The 13,170-nt window shown below is 48.4% G+C and carries 14 protein-coding genes and 1 pseudogene; 5 read left to right on the forward strand and 10 right to left on the reverse strand.

Annotated features, from left to right (window positions below; translation table 11 throughout):
• The 8 genes from K2H17_RS04030 to rsmG all read right to left on the reverse strand — a co-directional run.
• On the reverse strand, positions 1-382 hold a 382-nt coding region (locus K2H17_RS04030), incomplete at its 3' end, for a DUF4252 domain-containing protein (RefSeq protein WP_300131709.1).
• The gene (locus tag K2H17_RS04035; RefSeq protein ID WP_300131712.1) at positions 379-897 is read right to left on the reverse strand and encodes a hypothetical protein; all 519 of its coding nucleotides are present in this window, start codon (positions 895-897) and stop codon (positions 379-381) included. The genes K2H17_RS04035 and K2H17_RS04030, both read right to left, overlap by 4 nt.
• Positions 887-1,396, reverse strand: a complete 510-nt coding sequence (locus tag K2H17_RS04040; protein ID WP_300131715.1) for an RNA polymerase sigma factor — start codon at positions 1,394-1,396, stop codon at positions 887-889. The genes K2H17_RS04035 and K2H17_RS04040 overlap by 11 nt, the downstream gene beginning before the upstream one ends.
• Before the next feature lie 4 nt (positions 1,397-1,400).
• On the reverse strand, positions 1,401-1,889 hold the full coding sequence (locus tag K2H17_RS04045; RefSeq protein WP_300131718.1) for a DUF4252 domain-containing protein: 489 nt from the start codon (positions 1,887-1,889) through the stop codon (positions 1,401-1,403).
• Between the two features lie 233 nt (positions 1,890-2,122).
• The gene (locus K2H17_RS04050) at positions 2,123-2,731 is read right to left on the reverse strand and encodes a porin family protein (protein ID WP_300131719.1); all 609 of its coding nucleotides are present in this window, start codon (positions 2,729-2,731) and stop codon (positions 2,123-2,125) included.
• Between the two features lie 173 nt (positions 2,732-2,904).
• Positions 2,905-4,806: a biotin/lipoyl-containing protein gene (locus K2H17_RS04055; RefSeq protein ID WP_300131720.1), complete on the reverse strand. Its 1,902-nt coding sequence runs from the start codon at positions 4,804-4,806 to the stop codon at positions 2,905-2,907.
• Between the two features lie 271 nt (positions 4,807-5,077).
• Positions 5,078-5,716: an MBL fold metallo-hydrolase gene (locus K2H17_RS04060; protein WP_300131721.1), complete on the reverse strand. Its 639-nt coding sequence runs from the start codon at positions 5,714-5,716 to the stop codon at positions 5,078-5,080.
• Entirely contained in the window at positions 5,713-6,333 is a 621-nt protein-coding gene (rsmG, locus tag K2H17_RS04065) for a 16S rRNA (guanine(527)-N(7))-methyltransferase RsmG (RefSeq protein WP_300131723.1), read from the reverse strand. Before rsmG ends, K2H17_RS04060 begins: the two co-directional genes overlap by 4 nt.
• A gap of 182 nt (positions 6,334-6,515) precedes the next feature.
• Here rsmG and K2H17_RS04070 point away from each other — a divergent pair, with 182 nt between their 5' ends.
• The 5 genes from K2H17_RS04070 to K2H17_RS04090 all read left to right on the forward strand — a co-directional run bounded on the left by K2H17_RS04070 (position 6,516) and on the right by K2H17_RS04090 (position 11,634).
• Entirely contained in the window at positions 6,516-7,355 is an 840-nt protein-coding gene (locus K2H17_RS04070; protein WP_300131725.1) for a S1-like domain-containing RNA-binding protein, read from the forward strand.
• A gap of 1,077 nt (positions 7,356-8,432) precedes the next feature.
• Positions 8,433-8,753, forward strand: coding sequence for a His-Xaa-Ser system protein HxsD (gene hxsD, locus K2H17_RS04075; RefSeq protein WP_300131726.1), 321 nt, complete (start codon positions 8,433-8,435; stop codon positions 8,751-8,753).
• 12 nt (positions 8,754-8,765) lie between these two features.
• The gene (hxsB, locus tag K2H17_RS04080) at positions 8,766-10,193 is read left to right on the forward strand and encodes a His-Xaa-Ser system radical SAM maturase HxsB (protein WP_300131729.1); all 1,428 of its coding nucleotides are present in this window, start codon (positions 8,766-8,768) and stop codon (positions 10,191-10,193) included.
• A gap of 10 nt (positions 10,194-10,203) precedes the next feature.
• A complete protein-coding gene (gene hxsC / locus K2H17_RS04085) occupies positions 10,204-11,322 on the forward strand; it encodes a His-Xaa-Ser system radical SAM maturase HxsC (RefSeq protein WP_300131731.1) in 1,119 nt (372 codons plus the stop codon).
• A 27-nt stretch (positions 11,323-11,349) separates the two neighbouring features.
• Positions 11,350-11,634, forward strand: a complete 285-nt coding sequence (locus K2H17_RS04090) for a hypothetical protein (protein ID WP_300131733.1) — start codon at positions 11,350-11,352, stop codon at positions 11,632-11,634.
• A 301-nt stretch (positions 11,635-11,935) separates the two neighbouring features.
• Here K2H17_RS04090 and K2H17_RS04095 read toward each other — a convergent pair whose 3' ends face one another.
• Complete coding sequence (locus tag K2H17_RS04095; protein ID WP_300131735.1) at positions 11,936-12,070, reverse strand: hypothetical protein; 135 nt, start codon at positions 12,068-12,070, stop codon at positions 11,936-11,938.
• A 721-nt stretch (positions 12,071-12,791) separates the two neighbouring features.
• Positions 12,792-13,170: pseudogene (locus K2H17_RS04100) on the reverse strand (ATP-binding cassette domain-containing protein); the annotation flags it as partial.

Consider the following 13,170-nt stretch of genomic DNA (forward strand, 5'->3'; position numbering starts at 1 on the left):
CGCTGACACGTATCAGATATTCCATCTTGTTGTTTCCGAGCGATTTCTGAAAAATGTCGGTCTTCTCTCCCCCCTCGTTCACCTTGACCAGGATTTCGTAGCCCTTTGACGTCTGCGTCGTCGTCTCTTTCATGATTTTGGCTATCAGCGTCTTACGCTCGCAGGTGAGAACCTGGAGATTGTCGAGTTTCGATGCAATTTCGCCTATCTTCAATCCTCCGGCTCCTTCGCCGATGTCGGGCATCATCCGGAGCATGGCTTTCGAGATGTAGACCGTCGTGACGCCGTCGGTGTCGGCATAGCGGTCAAAGATTGTGGTCTGTGCGCTCATGATTCCGGTGTATAGCGCGATAAACAGTGCGATTATATATATGCGTTTCATATTCTGTCGTTTTTGGGTGTGGAAGTTTTCTGGAGTTGTGATGTTATTTTTGATTGTATGTCGGCGGTGGTGTTTTCGACCATCTCTACCTTCCGCATACCTTTGCCGAGAGTCGTCGAGAAGATTTCAAGGGCTTTCTGCACTTCGGCATACGCGTCCTCTGGATTGGTGTACGTGTCGCGTGGAGTGGGTGGTGCGGTGTGCAGATCGCGGTTGAGCAGATGCACTCCGAGAGTCAGTGCGACAGCTACCGAAGCGGCTATGCCTGCCAAAATTCTCCATCGGCGTCCTTTACCGTGTTCTTTCACTCTGATGCGTCCTCGGAGATCTTCACTTTCGGCGGCGCGGTCGATGGCGGCGGCAAGTCTTGACTCAAGACCTGCCGGAATATCCGCATTGTCTTCGTCGCCGAGCAAGCGGATGAGAGTCTTCTGGTCTTCCGGTGTTATATTATCGTTGGCGAAACGGTCGATCAGTCTGTCAATCTCTTTTATTTCAGGATTTTTATCGGTCATTTGTCAGTCGTTTGAAAATTTCTTTGATCTGCTTGCGTGCGCGAAACAATGTTACTCTCACATTGGTCTGGGTGAGTCCGGTCTTTTCGGCGATTTCATCGAAGGGGAGTTCTTCAAGATCACGCATCCTGACAATCTCGTGCCGAGGCGACGGCAGGGAGTCGATGATGCTTACGATCATTTCGCTTTCCTCGCGGCGCTCGGCCATCTCGTCGTCATCGCTGCGGATATTGTTGTCAGAGGCTGGATCGAAGCGCCGGATCATCTCGTCGGGCGGTCGCGATTTCAGCGCTGAAAAGCAGACGTGGCGCAGCGTCGTGATGGCATAAGCTTGTGCATTGCCGACGGTGTCGAGTCTGTCGCGCTGTTTCCATAGCCTGAGGTAGGTCTCCTGCACGAGATCCTCGGCGTCCTCCCGGTTTCCGGTGATGCGCAGGGCTATCCGGTAGAGCAGCGGATGGAGGGGCAGGAAGATGCGTTTGATGTCTGAAGCATCCATCACTTTAATTGTCCGATGAGCTTTTGACGAGGTTGCTGAGATCTTCTTTGGTGAATTTGCCCGCAAGGCTGATGAGGGTGCAGTCTGTGCCGGCATGGTCGCGGGTGTAGATGATCAGTTTGCTGATATAGTCTTTCTTTATCACGCCGAAGATCTTAACGCGCTCATTCTCGTCGGTGACGCTGATGAGTTCTTCGAAGTTCTTGCCCGTCATTGACGCCATCCGTTCGGCGAGGCGCGTTTTGTCGGCCTGCGACGCGCAGTCGAGATCGAGAACTTTCACGGACCGGACTTTACTTATGATCCTTGCGTCGAGATCCGCTTGGCAGGCGCCCACAAAGCCACATAGTTTCATCATGAAGGGACGGACGTTTACATAGTCGGCATTGTCAACCTTTGAAAAATCGTCGAACACACTGTCTATGCTGTCGGCGGCAAGGAGAGGGGTTGCCATTGTGGAGGCAAGCAGGAGGGAGAGCAGATATCGTTTCATAAAAGTTTCTTTTTTTGAGCCTCGGAATTTCATTCCGGGGGCTGTGGGTTGTTGATTGAGTTTTGCTGTTGTGCGCGCATTCAATAACTATGACCGCCGGAATGCGGGACTTGTTACAAAGGTAGAGGAAAATTTTCGAAAAAATTCAGGGAGCATCAAAAAAACGGTCTTGCAGGGGGCTGCAAGACCGTCAGAGTGTATTTGAAGGGAAAATTTTCTATGCGGAGTCCCGATTAGAAAAGGTAGGCTGCTGTGATTGTCCAGTAGCGGTTTTTGCCTTCGATGCCTGCTGCTTCGGCATTTGAGCTGACAGCGTGGACGGCTTTGGTGAGGCCGAGACCATAGCGGGCATTGATGTCGATGTGGCTGAGGAAACGCAGACCGATGCCGAAGTTCAAGGCCCAGTCAACTGATTTGTTGGTGTAGGCGTCCTTGACGTTCTTGCGGCTGGTGAGGAAGGAGACGCTGGGACCTACGCCGAGGTAGGGAACAACGACTTTGCTGATCACCGGCAGGGAGAAGTTGTAGCGGAGGTTGAGGGGAAGTTCGATGTAGTCGCGGTTGTCTTTCGAGATGCCCTGTTCCTGGAGGAATTTGGTGTTGCGGCGGACATACATGGCCGAGAGGTCGGCGGAGATTCCGATGACGGGAACGGTGAATTCGCCCATCAGACCTGCGGTCCAGCCTGTCTGGTTGTCGGCGTCGAGGACACTCTTGTTGAAGTGCATGTCATTGACGGTGAGACCGACTTTGGGTCCGAAACGGAACTGCGCGTCGGCAGTGAAGGTTGCGGCGCTGACGATCACCGCGAGCACCAGCATGATTGCTTTGATTGATTTCATGTGAAAATAGTGATTGTGTAAAAAAATGTGTGATAATTGGATTTCTGTATTGCAACGCAGATACTCGGAAGTTGCTGCTGTTGTTTTCAACAACTCCGCGTGGGTATTGTAACGCAGATATAGGACCCGGCATTTCTGCTGAGTCCTATATCGTTGTCTATATGTCGGTCGGATCAGCCTTCAAATTCGATAAGGGCTGTCCCTGTGGCTACCTGGTCGTCGATGTCGACAAGCACTCGCTTGACAACTCCGCTGATTTCAGATTCGATGTCGTTTTCCATTTTCATGGCTTCGTAGACCATCACTGTGTCGCCGAGCTTGACTTCCTGGCCGGGCTTGACATTGACGGAGACGATGCGTCCGCTCATCGGGGCTGCGATCACCGGTCCGGTGATCGGCTCGACTGCTGCTGTGGCTTCTTCTTCAACCGGTGCCGCGGGGGCTTTGGCTGACTCTTCGGCCTCGAATTCTTCTTTGCGGCGCTTGCGCAGGAAGCCGTTGGCCACGGATGGGAGCAGTTCAAGAAGGAGATATTCCTCGTTGTTGGCCGCAAGTTTTTTGCCTCCGAGTTCGGGAAGTTCGGGGTTTTCCGGCTTGCGGTAGACGCTGACGTCATAGGGCTTTTCTTCGGGGCTGCCTGTGATCTTTTCGCGGAAGGCGGGATCAATGGCCACCGGGGTTTTGCCATATTCGCCTTTGACGAGCGAGATGAACTGGTTTGACTTGTTGGTGTAGTCGGGCTTGCCGTTCTTGCGGTCGAGGGCCACGAGCACTGCCTGGCTGCCTACGATCTGGCTTGTCGGGGTCACCAGCGGGATCAGACCTGCGTCGCGGCGCACCATCGGGATCAGGCGCATTGCGTCTTCAAGAAGGTCTTCACTCTGGAGCTGCTTGAGCTGGGCGACCATGTTGGAGTACATGCCGCCGGGAACTTCCGCGGTCTTGACGAGTTCGTTGGGTTTCGGGAAGCCGAAGTAGGCTTCGATTTTGTGGCAGGCGTCAAGCAGGGCTGCTTCGTCTTTGACTTTGGCAAATTCGATGGCGCTGTCGAAGAGGGCGAGCACTTCGGGGGGCAGCTGATCGGTCAGCGGGTCGAACGGACGCGGCATGCGGTCTTTGTTGAGGTCGAACTGGGCGAGTTCCTTGCGGGCTTCGAGGAGCTCCTTGCGGATGCGGCTGACGGCTTCCATGTTGACTTCGACTTCGACTCCCATGCGCTGGCAGAAGACCCAGATGAGTTCGATGGCGGGTGCTGCCGAGCCTCCTCCGAACCACCAGATGTTGGTGTCGAGGATGTCGACGCCGTTGATGATGGCCATGAGTGAGGATGCCAAGCCGTAGCCGGGGGTGCAGTGGGTGTGGAAGTCGACGGGAACCTTGACTTCGCGCTTGAGGGCTGAGATGATCGAGGCCGCGCGCAGCGGGTTGACAAGGCCGGCCATGTCCTTAAGGGTGATTATCTTTGCACCGAGGGCTTCCATCTGACGGGCTTTGTCGACAAAGTATTCGTCGGTGAAGATGGGTGCGGGACCTGTCTCGCCTCCGCCGAACATGGATTTGAGTTTGCCGAAGAAGCCGCTGGGTTTTTCGGGGGCTTCGGGCTTGGGGTCGACGGTGTAGCAGACAGCGCCGTCGGCGATGCCTCCCAGGCGGTTGATCAGGCGGATTGATTCCTTGACGTTGTCGATATCATTGAGCGCGTCGAAGATGCGCATTACGTTCAGACCGTTGGCGATCGCTTCTTTGTAGAATCCTTCGAGCACAGAATCGGGATAGGGTACATAGCCGAAGAGATTGCGGCCACGGGAGAGGGCCGAGAGAAGTGCCTTGGGGTGTTCGCTTTTTGAATCCATCGCCTCCGAGAAGGTGCGCAGACGCTGCCAGGGTGATTCGTCGAGATAACGCATCACTGAGTCGGGCACTGCACCGCCCCAGACTTCCATGATGTGGAAGCGGGCGTCCTCATAATAGGGCAGAAGACGGTTGATTGTCTCCTGTTTCATTCGGGTTGCAAAAAGTGACTGCTGGCCGTCACGCAGTGTGAGGTCGCGGATTTTGAGTTTGGGTCGTGTCATAACTGTTATAATAGTTGAACGATTGGTAGGTCCTATAAGCTGCGGGCTATATGCCTTCGGCGATGACCGCCGCGGGTTATAGCCTGGTTGACGCTGGCAAATATAAGTGATTTAATCTTATTAAAGAAAAAATTCCGTAATTATTTTTTAATGATTGTCAAAAAAGTGACCAACGGGCGTTAAAGCGGCTTCTGATGGCCTTGTCTTTGGAAGCTTCTTTGACGGCAGCTATGTTTTGGGGTGGAGGGAGTGCGTCCGGACGGGCAGTAGCTCAGAGATATGGGTTGGCGGCTTTCTCGCGTCCGATGGTCGTTTCGCCTCCGTGGCCTGAGAGGACCACTGTGGAGTCGGGGAGTGTGAGGAGCTTTCGGCGGATCGAGTCGATGAGTGTGGCGTGGTCGCCTTTGGGGAGGTCGGTGCGTCCGATTGAGCCGGGGAAGAGGGCGTCGCCTGTGATGACGAAACCTGATTCGGGGCAGTAGAGGGCGAGGCTTCCCGGAGAGTGGCCGGGGACGGCAAGGATCTCGATTGGTTCGCTGCCGAGCAGGATGGTGTCGCCGTCATGGAGTTCGACGTCGAGTGACTGCGGAGCGAGGGGCAGGCGCATGCCGAAACGGGCGGCCTGTTCGGGGAGGGTGCGGGCAAGGAAATCGTCGGCGGGGTTGGCTTTGATTTCGAGTCCGTATTTCTCCTTTATATATGTGTTGCCGAAGATGTGGTCGAGATGGCTGTGGGTGTTGATCAGCTGGGTCGGCCTGAGTTTGTTTCGGGAGATGAAGCTGTCAAGAGCGTCTTTCTCGGCCTGGTCGATCATGCCGGGGTCGACGATGGCGGCTTCGAGGGTTTCGGGGTCCCAGATCACGTAGGTGTTGACTCCGAACATGTTGAAAACAAAACGGCTTACTTTCATAGTTCTACGTATATGAGGTCTTTTGTCTTGAAATAGTCTTCGGCAAACCAGTCGCTGAGGGGGATGTCGAGCAGCGGGCGCTTGACGCGTCCGAGTTCGGGGGCGAGGTCGCCGCCTTTGAGGCAGATGAGTCCGTTGGGGACAGGGTTGCGCTGTTCGGCCGAGATGTTGCGGACGATGATCTTCACGAGTTCGTCGAGCTGCATGACGGCGCGGCTGACAACGAAGTCGGCTTTGAGTTTGCATTCACCCATGTCGCCGTGCTGGAAGGTGACGTTTTCGAGCCCGATCTCAGTGGCGATCTCGGAGGCGACGCGGATTTTCTTTCCGATGCGGTCGATCAGATGGAAGCGGCATTCGGGCCAGAGGATGGCGAGGGGTATGCCGGGGAAGCCTCCGCCGGTGCCGAGATCGATGAATAGCGAGCCGGGGGCGGGGGTGAGGAATTTGGCGATGGCCAGGGAGTGGAGGATGTGGTGGGTGTAGAGATTGCCGATGTCCTTGCGCGAGATGACGTTGATTTTCTCGTTCCACTCAGGATAGAGCCGGCCAAGTGCCGTGAAGCGTTCAATCTGCCGGTCGGTGAGATCCGGGAAGTATCTTAGGAGTTCGTCCATGTTGTTTTTTTGAGATTAGCGGGCCGATGCGGACAGGCGGATTGCCGTCGTTAAAAGCCCTGATGGTTAACAATCAGGAGTGGCAAGGCGTTTAGTTATAAGCGCGGATTGTCTCCTGATTATGCAAAATTAGGGGTAATTCGTGAAAAAATGGTTAAATTTGCACAAAAATAATGCTCTATATGCTTAAGATCGGAAAATACAACACTCTGCGGGTGGCCCGCAATGTTGATTTCGGCGCCTATCTTCAGGATGCCGACGGAAATGAAGTGCTTCTCCCAACCCGCTATATCTCCCAGCCTTTACATCCTGGCGACGATATGGAGGTTTTTGTCTATAAGGATTCAGAGGGGCGTCCGATCTGCACTACGGAGCGTCCGTTTGTCCAGGTGGGCGAGTTTGCCTATCTTCAGGTCTGCGACGTCAACCAGACAGGGGCGTTTCTTGACTGGGGGATCATGAAGGATCTGCTTGTGCCTTACAGCGAGCAGAAGATGAAACTTTCACGCGGGATGGTGGTGCTGGTCTATGTCTATCTGGACGATGCCACCAAGCGTGTGGTCGCTTCGGCGAAGATCGACAAGTTTCTCGGCAATACCTATCCGCGCTACCGGGTAGGCAACAAGGTGAAGGCGTTGGTTTATAAACGGACTGATCTGGGCTATAAGGCGATTGTCGACGATCTGTTTCACGGGATGATCTATGAGAACGAGCTTTTCGCTCCGCTGGAGATCGGCGAGGCGATCACGGCTTATGTGAAGCAGGTCCGTGAGGACGGTAAGATCGACCTGGTGTTGAGCGGCGGTAATGACGGTCGCGTCGATGCGCTGATGGAGCGGATCATGAAGCGTCTGGCCAATGAACCGGAGGGATTTCTGCCGATCTCTGATTCGGCGGCGCCCGAAACGGTGAGGGCTACGTTTCAGTGTTCGAAGAAGGATTTCAAGAAGGCCATCGGTCATCTCTACCGCGAGCGTAAGATTGTGATCGCTGACGGCGGGATCAGGCTGGTGGCGGAGTAGACGGAGGTTTAACCTGAGGTATGATAATTGGGCCTATTGCCGGAAAGACTTTAAACCATAGATAAAGACGCGCACCGCAGTTCCATTCAAATGATCGGATGGGGCTGCGGTGCATCTATCATACGCGGGTTATGGCGTCCGAGGCTCTAATGTGGTCGTTTGTCATGATGGTTGATGGTCGGGTTATAGTGTCGGTCATTATCAATCATGAGCAACCGAAGGCCTATTTGACTGTCAACGGGAAATATCCGGTACGTGGAAGAAGTCGGAGTGCTTCATACCCTTGTATCCCACCGTTAGCAAGCAGGGACTTGGACGGGAGTTCGTATCGTTTTTTGAAATTTTTATTATCGCATTGATGAATTGCAGAAACAAGCATCTTTAAGGAATAATCAATGGATTAGTATGAAGATTGTTAAAATGAAATTTTGCTTATAATTGCTATTTGACACTATATTATTCTAATGTCCTTAGTGTAGTTTTATTTGAAGTTTCAATTCTGCATTATTTGAAAGGATCATTATGTATGTCAGGTGTTTTTCATGATAATTGGGAAGGTCTATGATGCGAATTTTTAAAGTAGTCAAATTTGACCACTTTAAAATGGGGCCGATTTATTGAAGATTATTTGTCCAAAAGGGAGGAATGAAATTATTGAATTCATAAAATTTGATTGCTGGCGTCGATATCCAGTAAACGCATAGCATATTGTTTTTTTTGATCTGAAATTTGTTTTAAAGATACATTGAGTAACATATCATTGATTAAAATAGTCGTACAAATTTCCTCAGTTGTAAAAAAAGTATTAATTTTGCCCTTGAATCAGTGGTTTATGTCATTGGTTCAGGACATATGAACTAATGAAGCGTTATGCTTAACTTGTAATTTGGAAACCTGAGAAATTTTCGAATAAAGTACAAGAGAAGAGCATAGTGGTTCTCACGCCATAGGGCGTGGGCTGCTATTCCCCACCTCAGTACTTTAGGTTTTCTCAGGACCTCCAAATTAGATGTGTGGCATACGGCTCCACGCTTCTTTTTTGTATTGACCTGAGGAGTCGGAGGTCAAGCATAACGAATGGCACATCTAACATATCCAATTACTCATATTGAAGAGAGCAAGGCAATGGTTTCGCTCTCTAAATCCCTGTATTCAAAAGAAGCTCTACAAGCTACTGCATATAAATACTCTGGAGATTATTATATACATCTTTCAGACAATGGAGAAGCTTTCGATGTACTGTTTGAAAGCAAGAAAGAAATTGCAGTTGACGATACTACTATCAAAGAAATCTGTAATGATTTTATAGACCAACAGATAAGAATTGACACAGAAAAACAATTTGGTCATATTCGAGATTTGATAGTTGAGGAAGCATTTAAGCCAGTAAACAAGTAACCTTCATCAGCTATGTCGACACAATATACACTATTACCATTTAGGTTTGAACGGTATGATGAACATGAATACCTGCTTACCAATGAAATTGGTGAGTTTGTCTTTATGCCAATCGATGAATTCAATTTATTCATCAATGGAGAGCTTGATGTCAATAGTGAGATATTCTATGATTTAGCGTCAAAGCAGATAGTCACTACTGATAAAATCGAGGATGTTGTTGGCATGCTTGCTACTAAATATCGAACAAAGAAAAGCATATTAAGGGATTTTACGACATTACATATGGTTGTCCCAACCCTTAGATGTAACTCAAGCTGTATATATTGTCAGGTCGCAAGAAAGGACATGGATGCAGAATCTGTGGATATGAGCAAGGATACAGCAAAAAAAGTTGTAAAGTTTATATTTCAGTCTCCATCACAATACATAAAGATTGAGTTCCAAGGCGGAGATCCATCTACTAATTTCCTGATGGTTAAATTCATCATCGAGGAAGCAGAGACTCTTAACATATTAAAAAAGAAAGATCTTGAATTTATAATTTGTACCAATATAAGCCTTCTTGATGAGGATATGGTACAATATCTCAAGAAGCATAAATGTCTCGTTTCCACATCACTTGATGGACCGGCTGATTTACATAATACCAATAGACCACTACAAAATACACATAAAACTCACGAGATATTTGAAGAAAATCTCCAAATGATCCGCAGAGTATTTGGAGACAAAGATTGTGTTGGTGCTTTGATGACAACCTCTAAGCATAGTCTTGGGCGTTTTAAGGAAATCATAGATGAGTATGTTAGATTGGGATTCAATAACATTTTCCTTCGCTCGCTTAATCCCTATGGTTTTGCGAAACAGTATAAAGAAAAAATAGCCTATCCGATTGATGAGTTTATTGAAAACTACAAAGAAGGTTTAAACTATATCATTGAGCTGAATAGGAACGGCACTTACTTTGTCGAGGGATACGCGGCATTGCTTTTACGCCGAATGTTGACACCATTTGCAACTGGATTTGTTGATTTACAATCTCCAGCAGGCGTCGGAATTTCCGGCGCAATATATGATTATGATGGTAATGTTTATGTTGCGGATGAGGCTAGAATGATGGCTCGTTTTAAAAACTACTATTTTAAGTTAGGAAACGTGCATGAAAATACTCATCAAGAAATGTTCAACGGAGAATTACTCCATGATATTATTTCAAAATCGTGTACCGAATGTCTGCCAGGATGTTCAAAGTGCGTGTTTCAGCCGTATTGCGGTGCTGATCCAGTAAGGAACATGTCCGAACAAGGAGATGTTATTGGATTCCGCCCCACCAACGAAATGTGTAAAAAGACTAAATCCATCATACGATACCTTTTTGAATTGCTGAAATCAGGCGATAAAGAGATTGAGCGGATATTTTGGTCATGGATAAGATAATATTGAGTATATGAAGCAGATAAACGGCATACCGCATAATATTACTGAGTCTATCATCGGCGTAATTTCGACAAAAAGTGTAAATATCTTTCGTAGAAAAAACACTATTCTTGTTGCACCGACAGCTAAGGATAATGGCTTTGGCTATTTAGCGACAATAACCGCCTTAAATGATATTTCGCCTAAAGGATGTGTTGTATCCAGAGTTCAGGACTGCTCCGATTTTTCCGATGGCGATGTTGTGCTAATCAACCAAAAGGGAGAAATAGTATTTCAATACGAAATAAACTCAAACCATAATGCTATATTCGCCACGGGTAAATGCAATCATCGTTGCATTATGTGTCCACAGCCTCCAGTAATAGAAGAGCCTGATTATTTTGAACTTAACTCCAAAATAATCTCACTTTGTTCTAAAAAAACGAAAGAAATTGGTATTACTGGCGGAGAACCTACATTAGTAGGAGATCAACTATTTGATTATATACGACAAATACAAAAACGTATGCCGGAGGCTGCGCTTAATATATTGAGCAATGGAGTGAAATTTGCAGACAAAACATTTGCGGCTAAATTAGCTGCGTGTAAATGTAAAGACTTGCAGATTGATATTCCAATATTCTCCGATATTCCATCAATTCATAATAAAGTAGTTGGAGCTAATACATTCTATAAAACCGTGCAGGGTCTCTATAATTTGGCTTTATACCGCCAAAGAATAGGTATTCGAATTGTTGTTCATAAACTTACTTATGAGCGACTTCCACAATTGTCAGAATATGTATATAGGAATTTCCCTTTTGTGTCGCAAGTCGCTTTTCTTCAAATGGAAACTATTGGATTAGCAGAAGGGAATATATCAGAATTATGGATAGATCCGTATGATTATAATTCTCAGTTGACAAAGGCTGTTGAGATACTAGATAATAGAGGAATAAAACCTCTTATTTATAATTCACAATTATGTATTCTGCCTGAACAATTAAGAAGATTTGCTGCAAATGCAATTTCGGATTGGAAAGATACCTTTTTACCGGAATGTACCTCATGTCAGTTAAGAGATTGTTGCGGCGGTCTTTTTGCTTCAAATCAAAATTTCCACAGTTCACATATAAAAAGATTTAATTAACCTGATTGTTTAACCATAATACATGACATGATGAAGAAAATTGCTTTTATCATCGCCTCGGCAGTGATTGGTTGCATGGGATTCTTATCTTCAACAGGAGAGAGTATTGCAGCTAAGTTTAGTGGTAGTGCTGATTTGGGCATTTCCCAAGATAAGGGGAATAAGCAAGTCCCATCTTTGATTTTAGAAAAGAATACGGGAGATGCAAATTTACTGGCTTGGCACAGTTCGCACAGTAGCCATAGTTCGCACAGTAGCCACAGCAGTCACAGCTCTCACTCATCCCATTCATCACATTATTCCAGCCGTTAATAGGCTTACCAAGTCCTAACGCATTTGGCAAACGAGGGAACATGAAAATGTTCCCTCGTTATCCTGTGTGACGTAAAAAGAGTGGAGAATGACCGCTCATTCTAATTGACTATCGATTCCCAAAATTGTCGCTTATACATTCGACGCATTTCGTAGAAAAGTGGACTATACACCTTTGGGAAAAACAGAGTTAATTATAATCCGCCCCCTCAAAAAAATTTTTTTGTCCAAAATTCAATCGTTGAGATATTCGCAATATCGTAAGACGATATTGGGCCTTAGAATGAAACTGATTTAATATTCAAACGGTTGATTTATCTTCAAGACATGCTTTTACGGCTTGTTTCATTTCGGCGATATCAGTGTTGGTGAAGATGTGGATGAGTTTGTCAATTTCCTCAATCGGCAGGTTTCTCCATTGCAGACGTTCAAGCAACTGGATGATTTTGTCATCGAAGTGTTTGTGGATTACCCTCGCAGGGCTGCTGACAGCAATGGAATAAGGTGGAATGTCAGATGCAACTGTGGCGTCAGTCCCGATTATGGCTCCGTCGACAACATCATATTAGGCGTAATTACACTCTGTGATTTCCGAAATTTTTCATATCGGCGTTGTATTCGTAACCGCCTCCGCCCATATTTTAATGTGGAATGAAAATTGGAAAAACGTGTAGGGCGAAAGTTTATTTTGAGATTTCTTCGAATTCCAGAGAGGCGAGTTCCCAAAGTGACATGGCGTTTTCGAGCTGTTTGGTAGCCGAGGCGTGGCGGTCGTAGATGTCGGCGGGGGGATTGCCTGCGGCGATCGTAGATTCGATTTCGGCCACCTGCTGTTCGAGTCGGGCTATTTCGGCCTCGGCTTCTTCGACTTTCTTGCGGGCTTTGCGGACGAGTTTTTCGTGTTCGCGTTGCTCGGCGTAGCTCAGTTTGCGCTGGGCGGGTACGGCAGCAGTGTAGGGTTGTTTGTCAGACGCCGAGGTCTGGGCGGTCGGTTTCTGCTGCGGGGCGGCCTGGGCTTTGTCGGTTACGGGGCGGATCGTGTTGCGTTCGAGTTCGGCAAGAGAGGCGAGTTTTTTCTTTTCGAGGAATTCGTAGATGCCGCCGAGGCATTCGCGGACCTGGCCGCCTCCGAATTCGTAGACTTTCTCGACAAGGCCGTCGAGGAATTCGCGGTCGTGGCTGACGACGAGGAGGGAGGCGGAAGTACGCTTCACAAACTCGTACAGCCGTTCCCTGCCCCTCGCGTCCAAGTGGTTCGTAGGCTCGTCCAGCAAGATGGCATCGGGAGCGTGCAGCTCCATGCCTGCCAGAAACAGGCGGGTCTTTTCTCCGCCGCTGAGGCCGTTCAACGGGCGTGTGAGGGGAGTGCCATCCATTCCCCATGCCGTCAGGGCAGCGTGTACGCGCTCTTCGAGGGTCCAGTCGTCGGCAAGTGTGGCGAAATGTGCTTCGGAGGCATCTCCGTTCAGGATGCTGTACAAGGCTTCCAGTTTGCGGTCTATCCCTAAGGCCTGTGCCACGGTCATGTCGTCGTAC

The organism is Duncaniella sp. (genome assembly GCF_029054785.1).
Classification (GTDB): Bacteria; Bacteroidota; Bacteroidia; order Bacteroidales; family Muribaculaceae; genus Duncaniella.

What these genes read in the sequence shown, in the direction of transcription:
- K2H17_RS04035 (WP_300131712.1), bottom strand. Translation starts at nt 897, where the DNA reads ATGACCGATAAAAATCCTGAAATAAAAGAGATTGACAGACTGATCGAC.
- K2H17_RS04040 (WP_300131715.1), bottom strand. Translation starts at nt 1,396, where the DNA reads ATGGATGCTTCAGACATCAAACGCATCTTCCTGCCCCTCCATCCGCTG.
- K2H17_RS04045 (WP_300131718.1), bottom strand. Translation starts at nt 1,889, where the DNA reads ATGAAACGATATCTGCTCTCCCTCCTGCTTGCCTCCACAATGGCAACC.
- K2H17_RS04050 (WP_300131719.1), bottom strand. Translation starts at nt 2,731, where the DNA reads ATGAAATCAATCAAAGCAATCATGCTGGTGCTCGCGGTGATCGTCAGC.
- K2H17_RS04055 (WP_300131720.1), bottom strand. Translation starts at nt 4,806, where the DNA reads ATGACACGACCCAAACTCAAAATCCGCGACCTCACACTGCGTGACGGC.
- K2H17_RS04060 (WP_300131721.1), bottom strand. Translation starts at nt 5,716, where the DNA reads ATGAAAGTAAGCCGTTTTGTTTTCAACATGTTCGGAGTCAACACCTAC.
- rsmG (WP_300131723.1), bottom strand. Translation starts at nt 6,333, where the DNA reads ATGGACGAACTCCTAAGATACTTCCCGGATCTCACCGACCGGCAGATT.
- K2H17_RS04070 (WP_300131725.1), top strand. Translation starts at nt 6,516, where the DNA reads ATGCTTAAGATCGGAAAATACAACACTCTGCGGGTGGCCCGCAATGTT.
- hxsD (WP_300131726.1), top strand. Translation starts at nt 8,433, where the DNA reads ATGGCACATCTAACATATCCAATTACTCATATTGAAGAGAGCAAGGCA.
- hxsB (WP_300131729.1), top strand. Translation starts at nt 8,766, where the DNA reads ATGTCGACACAATATACACTATTACCATTTAGGTTTGAACGGTATGAT.
- hxsC (WP_300131731.1), top strand. Translation starts at nt 10,204, where the DNA reads ATGAAGCAGATAAACGGCATACCGCATAATATTACTGAGTCTATCATC.
- K2H17_RS04090 (WP_300131733.1), top strand. Translation starts at nt 11,350, where the DNA reads ATGATGAAGAAAATTGCTTTTATCATCGCCTCGGCAGTGATTGGTTGC.